The following is a 13,301-nucleotide window of genomic DNA, read 5'->3' on the forward strand; positions in this document are numbered from 1 at the left end:
CAAGAGGCATACGCGCCAAACTTTCAGTCCAAGGTTTGCCGTTCGATGCTGCCATGGTCTTGGGGAGTTGGCATCGGATGCAGCAAGCCGATACTGCTATCTCTGGAAGACATGACGGGGAATGCGTTGATCACCGAAGACACGATGCCGGCCGAAATCACCGATCTCGCCATTGGCTACCATCGCCTGCCGGCGGGCAAGCTTGCCAATGCGGTGACGTGGATGGAGGCGCGCTCGCCGCAGCCCGATCTCGCGCACCCCTTGGCCATGACACGGATCACGACGCCCGACTGCGCTTCCTATCGGGCGATCTTCCTCGAGATCGGCGCGCCCTGGCTTTGGGACCGTGTTTCCGAAATGTCCGATGCCGAAATCACCGAGCATTTCGCCGACCCGCGCCAGCATCTCTACTACGGCCATGACGAGACCGGCGCCCATCTCGGTATGGTCGAATTCTTCGTCGCCGACAGCAGCGAGATCGAGATCATCTATTTTGGCCTGTTCCCGTCCCTGACCGGCAGGGGTTTCGGCAAACGGCTGATGGCCGGGGCACTGGACCTCGCATGGTGTCTCAACCCGAGCCGCATCTGGCTGCATACAAGCAGCTTCGATCATCACAGTGTCATCGGGTTCTACAGTGCCTGCGGGTTCGTGCCGTTCGCGACCGGATTTGAGATCGTCGACGATCCCCGGATCAAGGGAACCTTGCCGCGCGATGCCGCACCGCAGATTCCGCTGATCGAAACGGAGTGGAGCAATGGCAAGGGAGCCGCGCTTTCCCCGGAAAAGCGACAAGTTGCGCGGACCTAGATGAGAACAGCCCCGCAATCCGTCAGCCAAGCGTCGCCGCACCATCGCCGATGGGTTCGCCGCGAGACCATCCTGTCGACGCTGGAGCGCCATATCGACACGCGCATCGTGCTGTTCGCCGCGCCGGCCGGCTTTGGTAAATCGACGACGATGGCGCAATGGGCCGCGGAAGTCGCGCGCCACGGTCGGCTGACCGCTTGGCTGTCTTGCGAAGCGACGGACAATGACGAGGGCGCCTTCCTGTCGCATCTGGTGGGCGCGCTGCGCCAACTGGTTCAGAGTCCGGCGGAACTCGATCTTGCCTTCCAGTCGAGCCCGATCCCCCAGCTCGATGTCGTGCTCTCGGCACTTGTGGCGGGTCTGGCGGCGCGCCAGGCCGACATCACCCTGTTCTTCGACGATTACCACGCCGTCGAGGCGCCGGCGGTGAAGCGGTTCATGGAGCGTCTGACCCGGCAGGCGCCGGCAAACGTCGCCTTCGTCATCGGCTCGCGCAGCCTGCCCGACCTGCAGCTCGGCAAGCTCCGGGTGCTTGGCGACGTCTTCGAAATCGGCCCGGACGATCTGCGCTTCGCCTCGTCAGAAGCGGAAGCCTTCTTCAACGACAAGCTGGGCTTGAGCGTCAGCAGCGGTGCGGTGGAAACCCTGTGCTCGCGCACCGAAGGATGGGCCGCCGGCCTGCAACTGGCCTCGCTGTCGCTGAGTGCCGCACATGCACCCGAAACCGTCATCGGCAACTTCACCGGCGCCAACCGAAACGTCGCCGACTTCCTGATGGGCGAAGTGTTCCTGGAACTGCCGCCGGCAATCGCAAAATTCCTGCTCTACAGTTCGATCTTCGAACGCTTCAGTGCCGAGGCCTGCCGAGCGGTGATGCGGGCGGCCGATGCCGAGGCGGCGATTACCGAGATCGAGACGCGCAATCTGTTCCTGGTGCCGCTCGACGAAGAACGGCGCTGGTTCCGCTACCATCATCTGTTCCGCGATTTCCTCAGCCGCGAAATGGAGCGGCGCGAACCGGAGATGATCGCGCCGCTGCATCTGGCGGCCGCCGAATGGTTCGGCGAGCGCAAGATGCTGACAGAGGCGATCGGGCACGCGTTGGCCGCCGGCGACCATGCCCGCGCGGCGGTGTTCGTCGAGAACAATGCGCTCGACCTCATCGCCCAGTGCCAGCTCCTCTATGTGCGTCAGTTGCTTGCGCTGCTGCCGAGGACGCTGATTGACCAGCGCATCCGGCTGCAACTCGTCGTGCTGTGGCTGGCGGTGCACAGCAGCCAACCCGAGATTGCGCAGCAGACGCTTAGCAACGCGCGCAAGCTGGTCGAGGCCGGACCGGCCGACGGCAGTGACCCGGGCACCATGACCGGCACGACGATAAAGGCCGAGCTCGTGGTCCTCGCCGCTGCCGTGCACAGCACGCTGGAGCAGTTCGATCAGGCGCGCGACACAGCCCTTGCGGCCCTGCGCGTCATCGCGCCCGATGCCTGGTTCATGGAGGGCGCGACCGCCAACGTCATAGGCTACAACCTCTATGCGCTGGGCGACCTCGAAGGTGCCCGCGCCGCCATCGACGCGGCACGACGGGCGCACGAGCGAAGCGGCAGCCTGCTCGGCGTCACCATCGCCAATTGCTACATGGCCGTGATCGAGCGTTCGGCGGGCCGCCTGCCCGCCGCAGAGCGGCTGCTGCGCAACGCCATCATCGAGGCCAGGGCGCGGATCGGTGCAAACTCCTATGCCGAAGCCCTAGCCGGAACGCTGCTTGCCGAACTCGCCTACGAGACCAATGCGTCGGGCGAGGCGTTGACGCTGGTCGAGAATCTCGGACCGCAGATCGAAGGCGCGGCGGTCATCGTCTATCCCCTGGCCAGCGTGCCGACCTATGCCCGCGTGCTGCAGCTGACGGGCCGCACCGAAGCGGCATTGGATATGCTGGAGCGCGTCTATCAACGCGTGCGCGGCACGGTGTATCGCCGCCTGGCATCGATGATCGTGCATGACCGCATACGCGTGCTGCTCGACCAGAGCCGCAATGTCGAGGCGCGCGCGCTGCTGGCCGAGCATCGCGGAGAAGGGACCGAGGCGTCGATGGTTATCACCACCGCCAACGAGTTCGAATTCTTCGCCGAGGGCCGCCTGCTGACGGCCGAGAAATCCTATGCCGATGCCGCGCGGATTTTCGACGCGCTGCTGGAGCGCACGAGAGACAGCGGGCGCATGCGCCGCCATATATTGGCGCTGATCCTGGGCGCCAAGGCTGCCAGCGCTGCCCACGACCAACGCGAGGCAGACCGCAATCTCCTCGAAGCACTACGTCTTGCCCAGCCGTCAGGCTTCATCCGTTCCTTCGTCGACGAGGGAAGGCCTGTCGTCGAAGGGTTGAGGCGGCTGCGTGCGGCTCAGGCGAAGACCGATCCCGCGCTGTCAGCCTATGCGACGCGCATCATCGATGCCGCGCAGGCGATGCCTGTCGCGACAAGCAAGCTGGCCGCACCAGCCGCTGAGAAGGAACAGCTCACCCAGCGCGAGGCCGAACTGCTGCGCTATCTCACTGAGGGCATGTCCAATCGCGATATCGCCTTGGCGCTGTCGGTGAGCGAAACCACGGTGAAATGGCACCTGAAGAACATTTTCGGCAAGCTTGCGGTATCCAACCGGGTGCAGGCGGTGCGCGCCGCGCAAGGGTCAGCAGGCGCCCATCCCCCTCCGAAAGGAGGGGTATAGAATAACGGGCACAACCCCTCTTTCGGGTCGGGCCACATGATCGTCAGCCTGCTAGCGTCACCTGGTTTTCGGAGGACGCTGCGGATGGCGACAGGCTACGTTTTTCACGAACAGCTGATGTGGCACGACACCGGCCCCAGCGCCGACATGATGCCGCCCGGCCGTTTCGTGGAACCCGGCCGCCATCTGGAATCGCCCGGCTCGAAGCGCCGGCTGAACAACCTCATCCAGGTCAGTGGCCTGTCGCGTCATCTGGTGCCGATCATCCCAGAGCCAGTCTCGATCGAGGACCTGCTGCGCGTGCACACGCAACGCCATGTCGACGATATCCGCATGCTCAGCGAGCGTGGCTCCGGTTTCGCCGGACCACAGGCGCCGATCGGTCTCAACAGCTTCGACATCGCGCTGCTGTCTGCCGGCACCACCTATGCCGCCATGCGCGCGGTGCTGACCGGCCGCGTCGACAATGCCTATGCGTTGGCGCGGCCGCCGGGGCATCATGCCGAACCCGACCAGGCGATGGGCAACTGCCTGTTCTCCAACATCGGCGTTGCTGTCCGCCGGCTGCAGCATGAAGGTTTGCTCGGGCGCGCGGCGATAGTCGACTGGGATGTGCACCACGGCAACGGCACCGAGACGGTGTTCTATTCCGACCCGTCGGTGCTGACCATTTCCGTGCATCAGGACAATCTCTACCCGACCGGGCGCGGTGCGCTGGCCGACAACGGGAAAGATGCCGGCAAAGGCTACAACATGAACATACCTCTGCCGGGGGGCAGCGGCACCGGCGCCTATGAAGCGGCTTTCGACCGCGTCATCGCACCTGCGCTGCGCGCCTACAGACCGGACCTCGTCATCGTCGCTTCCGGCTTCGATGCGTCAGGCTTTGATCCGCTCGGCCGCATGATGCTCAACAGCGAATGCTTCAGGCGGCTCGCCGCGCGCATGGTGGCGTTGGCCGCGGAAACATCGCAAGGACGCCTGATCATGACCCATGAGGGCGGCTACTCCGAAGGTTATGTGCCGTTCTGCGGCCATGCCGTCATCGAGACGCTGGCCAATCACCGTACCGAAGTGGTCGATCCGCTGTCGGACCATATCGACGAGTGGGCTGGGCAGGATCTGCAGCCACACCAGGCTGCTGCGATCGATGCCGCAGAGGGGCTGCTCGCCGGCCTGCGCCAACGTCTCGCAAGCGCGGCCTGACGCGATGGATTTTCTCATCACCACGCTGCTCAATGCTCTGACGCTGATCAGCATCCTGATGCTGGTCGGGCTCGGGCTGGCGATCAGCTTCGGCCTGATGAACGTCACCAATTTGGCGCATGGCGAGTTCGTCACCGTCGGCGCCTTCGCTGTCTATTTCGTCCAGAGCATAGGCGGCTCTTTCTGGCTGGGCCTGGCCGCCGCGCCCATCGCCGGCGCGGTGGTCGGCTGCATCCTCGAATTCGCCATCATCCGCCATCTCTATTCCAGGCCTGTCTCGACCGTTCTCGCCACCTGGGGTGTCAGCCTGATCCTGCAGCAAGGGCTGGAACTGACCTTCGGCCTCGGCGCCAAGCCCGTGACGCCGCCGATCGAGGGCACGCTCGATCTCGTCTTCACCGTCTATCCGGCCTACCGGCTGATCCTGATCGGCATCGCCATGCTGACCTTGCTCGGCGTCATCCTGCTGATCAGCCGGACGCCCTTCGGCCTCGATATCCGAACCGTCATCCAGAACCGCGAGATGGCCGAGGGCGTCGGCATCAACACGCGGCGCACCTACGCCATTGCCTTCACCTTTGGCGCGGCCATCGCCGGGCTTGCCGGCGGACTGGTCGCGCCACTGGCGATCGTGCTGCCGCAGATGGGGGTGAACTATCTCGCCAACGCCTTCTTCGTCGTCATCGTCGGTGGCGTCGGCTCGATTGGCGGCCTTGTCCCCGGCAGCGTCTTCGTCGGCGGGCTGACCAGCATCCTCAATTATCAGATCTCGCCGTCGCTGGCGCAGGCGATCGTGCTGCTGGCTGCCATCGTCGCTGTCCGTCTGCGGCCCAACGGTCTGTTCAACGGTGCGTCGCGATGATCGCCCGTGATCGCAACTGGCTGCTGATCTTCGCCACCTGCGTGGCGCTCGCGATCATCTATCCGTTCTTTGCCGGCGGCTATCAGCTGACGGTGATCCGCGACGCGCTGATCTTCGGCCTGTTCGCGGCGAGCCTCGACTTCTTCTGGGGCCGCACCGGAATCCTGTGTTTCGGCCACGCCGCCTTTTTCGGCATCGGCGGCTACATCATGGCGCTGGTCACGCTCAATGATGCCATCCCCTTTGGAAGCTTACTCGGCATCATGGGTGCGGTGGCGGGTGCGGCCTTCGTCGCCGCCATCATCGGCTACTTCCTGTTCTTCGGCGGCATCCGTGGCAGCTATTTCACCATCGTCACGCTGGCCATGGGCGTCATCTGCCAGCAGGCCGCGGTCTCCTGGAGCTCGGTTACCGGCGGCGACAGCGGCCTGATCGGCATCCCGCCGATCGAGTTCGATCTTGGCGGGCTGCACGTCGATCTCAGCCAGGATCTGCCCAGCTACATCTTCGTCTCGGCCATCGTCGCCATGACGGTGCTGGCGCTCTGGTTGATCAGCCGTGGCCGCTGGGGCACGGTGCTGACCGCCATTCAAGACAATGAAATCCGGGCGGCCGCGCTCGGCCACAATGCGCCGTTGCGGCTGCTTGTCACTTTCGTCCTGTCGGCGGCGATCGCCGGCCTTGCCGGCGCCCTCTATGTCTGCATGGCCGGGCTGGTGGCACCCGATCTGTCCGGGCTGCTTCTGTCGACGGAAGTTGTCGTCTGGGTGGCGGTCGGCGGACGCGGCACGCTGCTTGGGCCAGTACTGGGCGCCATCTTCATTCAGCGCGCGCAGCAGACGATCAGCAGCTTCAACCCGAGCCTATGGCCCCTTCTGCTCGGCTGTGTCTTCGTCATCATCGTCTTCGTCCTGCCGGATGGCATCCTGTCGATCTACGCGCGGCTGAAAGGCCTGTTCAAGGGCAGGAGGCGCGCGCAATGAGCGACATCCTGCTGCAGGCTGAAAATGTCGGTATCCGCTTTGGCGGACTGCAGGCGCTGGAGGCTCTGAACCTCACCGTACGAGACAAGGAGCTTTGCTGCATCATCGGGCCGAACGGCGCTGGCAAGAGCACTTTCCTCAACGTGCTGACGGGCACGCTGCGTCCGACCAGCGGCAGCGTGCGCTTCCTCGGCCATGACATCGCCGGACTGCCGCTGCATCGCATCGCCCGGCTCGGCATCGCCCGCAAATTCCAGATACCCTCGGTCTTCCCGAACCTCTCGGTGGAGGACAATCTGAAGGTCGCGCGCTGGGGCGCGCCTTCGCCTGTGCGCCCGGTTGGTGAACTCTTGGAACTGGTCGCGCTCGGTAACCGTGCCGCCACGCTGGCCGGCGAGCTCGCGCACGGCCAGAAGCAATGGCTGGAGATCGGGATGGCGTTGGCGATAGAGCCGCGCCTGCTGTTGCTCGATGAACCCACTGCCGGCATGACGCCGCAGGAGACGCTGGCGACGGCGCAGATGCTGCTGCGCCTCAAGGGCGAGTTCTCGATTGTTGCCGTCGAGCACGACATCCGCTTCGTGCGGGCGCTGAACTGCGAGACGTTGGTGCTGCATCAGGGACGCCGGCTGCGCAGCGGTCCTTTCCATGACATCGAGACCGACGAGATGGTCCGCGATGTCTATCTGGGGAGGCGCTGATCATGCTGCGGACAATGGCGGTGTCGGCCGGCTACGGTCTGCTCCCCGTGCTGAACGGCATCGACCTCAGCGTCGCGCCGGGCGAAGTGATCGGCTTGCTCGGCCGCAACGGCGCCGGCAAGACGACGCTGTTGCGCGTCATCGCCGGCGGCTTGCGGGCAAGCGGCGGCGCCATAATCCTCCGCGACCAGGACCTCACCAACGCTCCGGCTTTCCGCCGCGCGCGCGCAGGCATCGCGCATGTGCCCCAGGGGCGCGGGATCTTTAACCAGCTGACGGTGCGGCAAAACCTGGAAGTCGGCACCCGCGCCGCCAAGGACCGTGGCGACGGCGGCATTCCGGCCGACATCTTCGGCTATTTTCCAATCCTGCGCGAACGCGAAGCGCAGGTCGCCGGCACGCTTTCGGGCGGCCAGCAGCAGATGCTGGCGATCGGCCGCGCACTCTGCGGTCTGCCGTCGGTGCTGCTGCTCGACGAGCCCTCGGAAGGCATCCAGCCGAACATCGTGCAGTCGATCGCCGAACTGGTGCCGCGCATAGCCCGCGAGCGCGGCATCGCGATCGTTCTGGTCGAACAGAATCTCGATCTCGTTCTCAAGGCATCGGACCGTTGTCTGGTGATGGAGAAGGGCAGGATCGTCCATGAAGGCGCGCCGGAGGCGTTCGCCGACGAGACCCTGCTCAAGGATTTGTTGGCTTTATAGGGCCCGCCCGAAGCGCGCCTGGACCTGTTGGCTTTGTAAGGCGTGCATGGGGCGCGCCTGGGACTGGAAGGGAACACAACAATGATAAGCAGAAGAACTGTCTTGAAATCCGGCGGCGCCGCGGCCGCCTTCGCCATCGTCGGCGCGCCGTCGATCCTGCGCGCCGCCGACACCGTCAAGGTCGGCCTGTCGATCCCGATCACCGGGCTGCAGGCGATCCTCGGCGAGACGCTGCTCAATTGCTACAAGTTGGCCGCCGCCGAGCTCAACGCCGCCAACGGCATTGGCGGACGCCAGGTCGAGCTCATCATCGAGGACAACCAGACCACGACCAAGGGCTCCATCGACAAGGCGCGCAAGCTCATCAACGAAGACAAGGTCGACGTGATCATGGGCACGATCATTTCGCCCGAACGCAGCGCCACGCTGTCGGTCACCTCGAAGGCCAAGAAGCTGTTCTTCTACCCGACCAATTTCGAAGGCGGCGAATGCAACCGCTACTTCGTCGCCACCGGCCCGATCCCGATGCAGCAGGTCGACCCGATGATGCCGTGGGTGGCCGAGAACCTCGGCAAGACGATCTATGTCATGGCTTCGGACTATGCCTGGCCGCAGAAGATGACCGAGGCGATCACGGCGGCCTATGAGAAGGCCGGCGGCAAGATCATCGGCGCCGACTACTATCCGTTCGGCACCACCGATTTCGGCCCGGCCTTCCAGAAGATCAAGTCACTGAAGCCCGATGTCGTCTGGTCGATGGTGGTCGGCAACGACGCCGTCACCCAGCTCAAGCAGTATCGCAGCTTCGACATCAAGCAGCCGCTGATCGCCCCGCTCGACGAGGTCTTCAACAAGGACGCGCTGCCGCCCGGCGTGGCGGCCGGCACCTATGCGCCGCAACCCTACTGGATGGCGCTCGACAACCCGGTCAACAAGAAGTTCATCTCGAGCTTCCGCGAGAAGTTCGGTCAGGAGAAGATGGTCAACGGCATCGGCGAGGCCGGCTACAACGGCCTGCATCTCTATGCGCTGGCCGCCGAGAAGGCTGGATCGTTGAAGGACGATGATGTGCTGGCCGCGCTGCCGTCGATCGAGTTCGACGCACCGCAAGGCAAGATTCGTGTCGACGCCACCAACAACCACACGCTGTGCCATTCCTATGTAGGCAAGGCGGCGGCCGACGGCATCGGCTACGAGATCGCTAAGGACTTCGGCACCATCGAGCCGGTGACGCCTTACTGCAAGGTGTAGGGTCTTCCGCCCAAGCAATCCTGACGGCGGCTTGTCGCTGCCGTCAGGGCGTCTGCGGCGCTGGCAGCCGCTCGCGCAATTCGTCGACGAGCACCCTGGTGTTTTCGGAATAGTCGATGGGCACGACGACGAGATGCACGCCGCCGCCGGTGAAGGCCTTTTCAAGCGCCGGCCGCAAGTCGGCGATCTCCGCAACCCTGGTCCCCTTGGCGCCATAGGCCTCGGCATACTTGACGAAATCGGGATTGCCGAAGGTCATGCCGAAATCCGGAAATTCGTCAACCGCCTGCTTCCAGCGGATCATGCCGTAGGCATGGTCTTCGAGCAGCAGGACGACGAGGTTGAGCTTGAGCCTGACGGCGGTTTCCAGTTCCTGGCTGTTCATCATGAACCCGCCATCGCCACAGATGGCCATGACACGGCGCTGCGGATAGAGTAGTGCCGCCATCATCGCCGACGGCAAGCCCGCGCCCATGGTGGCCAGCGCATTGTCGAGCAGGATCGTGTTTGCCATGCGCGTCCGGTAGTTGCGCGCAAACCAGATCTTGTACATGCCGTTGTCGAGGGCGAGAATCCCGTCGGCCGGCATCACGGCGCGCACGTCGTGCACGATGCGCTGCGGCGTGAAGCGATCTTCGGTGGCCCGCGCGGCGATCCGGCTCAGAATGCCTTCGCGCAGCGGCAGCAGGACCTGCGCGTTGGGGATCTTGCCCTCGATGCGGTCGGCCAGCAGCGCCAGCGAAGGGCCGAGGTCGCCGACGATTTCGGCTTGCGGGAAATAGACCTGCTCGACATCGGCTGATTGGTAGCCGACATGAATGACCCTCGGCCCCTTCGCCCCCATAATGAAGGGCGGCTTCTCCACGGTGTCGTGACCGATGGTGATGATCAGATCGGCCTGCTCGATGGCCTCGTGCACATAGTCGCGCTCCGAAAGGGCTGCCGTTCCCATATAGAGCTCCGTGCCGCCGGGCACGGTTCCCTTGCCCATCTGCGTGGTGAAATAGGGAATTTGCGTGCGCAGCACGAACTGCGCGACATCGGGGGTCACGCGCGGTCGCGACGCCGCCGCGCCGAACATCAGCAGCGGACGCCTGGCTTCCATGATCATACGGGCGGCGCGATCAAGCGCGCCCGGGCTGGCCAGCGGCAGTTCGACCGGGTGCGTCGGCACCAGCGCGATCGGTTCACACTCGGCCGCCGCAATGTCCTCCGGCAGTTCCAGATGTACGGGGCCGGGACGCTCTTCCTGGGCGACACGGAAAGCTTCGCGCACCAGCGAGGGGATCATCTTCGGCGAGACGATCTGGCGCGACAGCTTGGTCAGCGGCTTCATCGCCGCGACGATATCGACGATCTGGAAGCGCGCTTGCCGGGATGACAGGATGCCCTTCTGGCCGGTGATCATGATCATCGGCATCGCGCCGAGCAGCGCATAGGCCGAACCGGTCGAAAGATTGAGTGCACCTGGGCCAAGCGTGGTGATGCACACACCTGGCTTGCCGGTGAGCCTACCATAGGTGGCGGCCATGAAAGCGGCTGCCTGCTCGTGGCGGGTCAGGATCAGCTGGATCGAGGAGCGGCGGATGGATTCGACGATATCGAGATTTTCTTCGCCGGGAATGCCGAAAATCCGTTCGACCCCTTCGTTCTCGAGGGCCGCGACGAACAAGTCCGAACCTTTGGTCATAAACTGTCTCTCCCGCAACATTCCGTCGGCCACCTTCATATGGCATCGGAATGCGACGCCTCAAAGAGGCATCTTCGGCCGCGGGTCAGAGCCGCGTGTTGCAGCTCGCCGCCTTCGGCGATGCGAAAAGTTCCTTCGGCGCGGACCACTGGCTGACGGTCGCGCCGCGCGTGCCGGTGATCAGCGAGCGCAGTTCCGACAGATAGGTCTGCACGAAGAACGAGGTCTGGCTTTCCAGCGGCGTGTAGGGGCCTGGCCGGTAGGCACGGGACATAATGCCGTCGGCATTGTCCTCGGTGATCTTCTTGTCCTGCACCGTGGTGACGTCCCACATCCAGCTGATCGCATCGGCGTCGATGTCGTTATCGGCATCCTTGTCGACGAGCCAGGTCAGGATGACGTCTGTTTCCATGGCGTTGCGCGGTATCATCTGGAACAGCGTGACATAATCATTGGCAGCACTTGCAAACGACAGGCGTCCGAGGCGAAAGCCGCTTTCGCCGCCATCATAGGCGTGACGACCACCCATCAGGCACGAGAGCCCCTCGCCCGTATTGGACAGCGTGTTACGGCCGGAGCCGATCGGCTTGCGGTGCATGGCAAACGGCATCGTGTCGAGGTCGCCTGCTTGCCATGCGCCCTTGTGGAACTCGGCATCGCCGATGACGCTGTGCCAGGCCTCGATTTCGTTCTGCCACTCGACCGCCTTGTCGGCATCGCGGGTCGCGGTCACTTTGACATGGCCGTTGACGCGGTAATATTCGGGATGAGCCGGCCGGCAGTGATAGCATTCGAGAAAATTCTCGAGCACCAGCTTCCAGTTCGCCTTGGTCAGATAATTCTTGCGGGCGACGATGCGTGCACGGTCGAGGCCGTTTTCGCGCAAGCCGCCCGTCAGCCCGTCCGCGACAGGCTGGATGTCGGGCAGCGAACTAGCATCGAGGCCGCAGAAGACGAGGCCGCCGAAACCCTTGCAGGGCACGCGGTGCAGTCCCAGCGCTTCCGGATCGACGCTTGCCGGCAGATCCTGCCGCGACTGCAATTCACCGGTCAGCCTGAACGACCAGGCATGATAGGGGCAGACCAGAAGCTTGCCGCGACCATCTTTGGCGCAGAGCCGCGAGCCGCGATGGGTGCAGACATTGTAATAGGCCGCGATGTCGTCCTCGCCATCGCCGAAGCGCACGACGATGATCTCCTCGTCGAACAGCTGGCGCACGATGTAGCGGCCCTTTTCAGGCACCTCGCTGGCATGGGCGACAAGCATCCATTGGCGTGGGAACCACAAGTCACGCTCCAGCGCGAAGATCGCAGGGTCGGCATAGAAGGCCTGTTCCAGCGACCAGTCCGGACGTTGCCGGTCGATCAGCCTGACGGTCTCGCTTCTGTCGATAGGCTGGCTGTTCGGTGTGTAGGCCTGCACGGCAAACACCTTTCTGCTCGCTGGCGTTAGGATGATTTTTCGATAGAGTGTGCGATGCGGAAAGGCTTGCGGCAAATACAGAAATAATAGACCTCCATATCGAAAAGGCATGAATGCAGGTTCGGATCGTGAAAACCCTCAAGACATCGCTTCCCCTGCTGAACGCCATGGTCGTCTTCGAGGCTGCCGCCAGGCATGGCGGGCTGACGCTGGCCGCGCAGGAGCTCAACATCGCACAATCGGCGGTCAGCAGGCATGTCGCCAACCTCGAGCGCCAGTTGTCGGTCGAGCTGTTCACGCGCAAAGGCAACCGCGTCGCCGTCACCGGGGCCGGCAACACGCTGGCCGAAGCGATCCGCGAGGGTCTCGGCACCATCAGGCAAGCGGTCGAGGATTTGACCGCGCACGACAGCGATACATTCGTGGTCGGCTGCAGCCACGATTTCGCGCAGGCATGGCTGATGCCACGCTTCGACCTCATCACATCGCGGGTGGCCGGCGACCGGGTGCTTTTGCAGACATCCACCGATTACAGGGATTTCGACCAGCCCGAAGTGGCGCTGTCGATCCGTTTCGGCGAAGCCGGGCAATGGCCCGAATTCGTGGCCGACAAACTGCTCGACGGCGAATGGTTCCCGGTTTGCGCACCGGCGTTCCTGGCGCGTTACCCGGGGCTCGCCTCGGAGGACCCCGAGGCTTTCCTGGCGGTGCCGCTGCTGCACCAAGTGACGCCGCCCGGCGCGATCGACAGTTGGCAGTCATGGATCGGAACCGAGCGGAAACTCGATGGGCCTCGGTTCACCAGCTACATGTCGATGATCCATGAAACCATCGCCGGGCGCGGAGCTGCGCTCGCCTGGGCGGGGTTTGCCGACGAGCATCTGCGTCGCGGCCAGCTCGTCCGGCTGACGAAAACCTCGCGTCGCCACGCCGGCTCCTTCCAC

General features: G+C 64.1%; 11 protein-coding genes. 9 read left to right on the plus strand and 2 right to left on the minus strand.

Translation table 11 applies throughout. From position 1 onward, the window contains the following. Window positions 1-111 precede the first annotated feature (111 nt). The 8 genes from EN749_RS02150 (at window position 112) to EN749_RS02185 (ending at window position 9,244) form a co-directional block, all read left to right on the plus strand. Window positions 112-810, plus strand: a complete 699-nt coding sequence (locus tag EN749_RS02150) for a GNAT family N-acetyltransferase (RefSeq protein WP_127395696.1) — start codon at window positions 112-114, stop codon at window positions 808-810. After that, window positions 811-3,537, plus strand: coding sequence for a LuxR C-terminal-related transcriptional regulator (locus tag EN749_RS02155; RefSeq protein WP_128362476.1), 2,727 nt, complete (start codon window positions 811-813; stop codon window positions 3,535-3,537). A gap of 84 nt (window positions 3,538-3,621) precedes the next feature. Next, a complete protein-coding gene (locus EN749_RS02160; RefSeq protein ID WP_127267844.1) occupies window positions 3,622-4,743 on the plus strand; it encodes a class II histone deacetylase in 1,122 nt (373 codons plus the stop codon). Window positions 4,744-4,747: 4 nt separating this feature from the next. Then, the gene (gene urtB, locus EN749_RS02165; RefSeq protein ID WP_128362477.1) at window positions 4,748-5,605 is read left to right on the plus strand and encodes an urea ABC transporter permease subunit UrtB; all 858 of its coding nucleotides are present in this window, start codon (window positions 4,748-4,750) and stop codon (window positions 5,603-5,605) included. Further along, window positions 5,602-6,588: a branched-chain amino acid ABC transporter permease gene (locus EN749_RS02170; protein ID WP_127811111.1), complete on the plus strand. Its 987-nt coding sequence runs from the start codon at window positions 5,602-5,604 to the stop codon at window positions 6,586-6,588. The genes urtB and EN749_RS02170 overlap by 4 nt, the downstream gene beginning before the upstream one ends. Next, window positions 6,585-7,289: an ATP-binding cassette domain-containing protein gene (locus EN749_RS02175; protein ID WP_127327022.1), complete on the plus strand. Its 705-nt coding sequence runs from the start codon at window positions 6,585-6,587 to the stop codon at window positions 7,287-7,289. Before EN749_RS02170 ends, EN749_RS02175 begins: the two co-directional genes overlap by 4 nt. Before the next feature lie 2 nt (window positions 7,290-7,291). Continuing rightward, window positions 7,292-7,993, plus strand: a complete 702-nt coding sequence (locus tag EN749_RS02180) for an ABC transporter ATP-binding protein (RefSeq protein WP_127811113.1) — start codon at window positions 7,292-7,294, stop codon at window positions 7,991-7,993. An 81-nt stretch (window positions 7,994-8,074) separates the two neighbouring features. Further along, a complete protein-coding gene (locus EN749_RS02185) occupies window positions 8,075-9,244 on the plus strand; it encodes a substrate-binding protein (RefSeq protein ID WP_127327020.1) in 1,170 nt (389 codons plus the stop codon). A gap of 43 nt (window positions 9,245-9,287) precedes the next feature. On the opposite strand, the gene EN749_RS02190 is transcribed toward EN749_RS02185, so the two are convergent. After that, a complete protein-coding gene (locus EN749_RS02190; RefSeq protein WP_128362478.1) occupies window positions 9,288-10,934 on the minus strand; it encodes an acetolactate synthase large subunit in 1,647 nt (548 codons plus the stop codon). A gap of 85 nt (window positions 10,935-11,019) precedes the next feature. Continuing rightward, window positions 11,020-12,357, minus strand: coding sequence for an aromatic ring-hydroxylating dioxygenase subunit alpha (locus EN749_RS02195; RefSeq protein ID WP_164873896.1), 1,338 nt, complete (start codon window positions 12,355-12,357; stop codon window positions 11,020-11,022). 128 nt (window positions 12,358-12,485) lie between these two features. Here EN749_RS02195 and EN749_RS02200 point away from each other — a divergent pair. Continuing rightward, window positions 12,486-13,301, plus strand: an 816-nt coding sequence (locus tag EN749_RS02200) for a LysR family transcriptional regulator (protein ID WP_128362479.1), incomplete at its 3' end; no start/stop codon positions are given.

It is taken from the genome of Mesorhizobium sp. M7A.F.Ca.ET.027.02.1.1, assembly GCF_004022985.1.
In the GTDB taxonomy this organism is placed as follows: domain Bacteria; phylum Pseudomonadota; class Alphaproteobacteria; order Rhizobiales; family Rhizobiaceae; genus Mesorhizobium.

What these genes read in the sequence shown, in the direction of transcription:
- EN749_RS02150 (WP_127395696.1), top strand. Translation starts at nt 112, where the DNA reads ATGACGGGGAATGCGTTGATCACCGAAGACACGATGCCGGCCGAAATC.
- EN749_RS02155 (WP_128362476.1), top strand. Translation starts at nt 811, where the DNA reads ATGAGAACAGCCCCGCAATCCGTCAGCCAAGCGTCGCCGCACCATCGC.
- EN749_RS02160 (WP_127267844.1), top strand. Translation starts at nt 3,622, where the DNA reads ATGGCGACAGGCTACGTTTTTCACGAACAGCTGATGTGGCACGACACC.
- urtB (WP_128362477.1), top strand. Translation starts at nt 4,748, where the DNA reads ATGGATTTTCTCATCACCACGCTGCTCAATGCTCTGACGCTGATCAGC.
- EN749_RS02170 (WP_127811111.1), top strand. Translation starts at nt 5,602, where the DNA reads ATGATCGCCCGTGATCGCAACTGGCTGCTGATCTTCGCCACCTGCGTG.
- EN749_RS02175 (WP_127327022.1), top strand. Translation starts at nt 6,585, where the DNA reads ATGAGCGACATCCTGCTGCAGGCTGAAAATGTCGGTATCCGCTTTGGC.
- EN749_RS02180 (WP_127811113.1), top strand. Translation starts at nt 7,292, where the DNA reads ATGCTGCGGACAATGGCGGTGTCGGCCGGCTACGGTCTGCTCCCCGTG.
- EN749_RS02185 (WP_127327020.1), top strand. Translation starts at nt 8,075, where the DNA reads ATGATAAGCAGAAGAACTGTCTTGAAATCCGGCGGCGCCGCGGCCGCC.
- EN749_RS02190 (WP_128362478.1), bottom strand. Translation starts at nt 10,934, where the DNA reads ATGACCAAAGGTTCGGACTTGTTCGTCGCGGCCCTCGAGAACGAAGGG.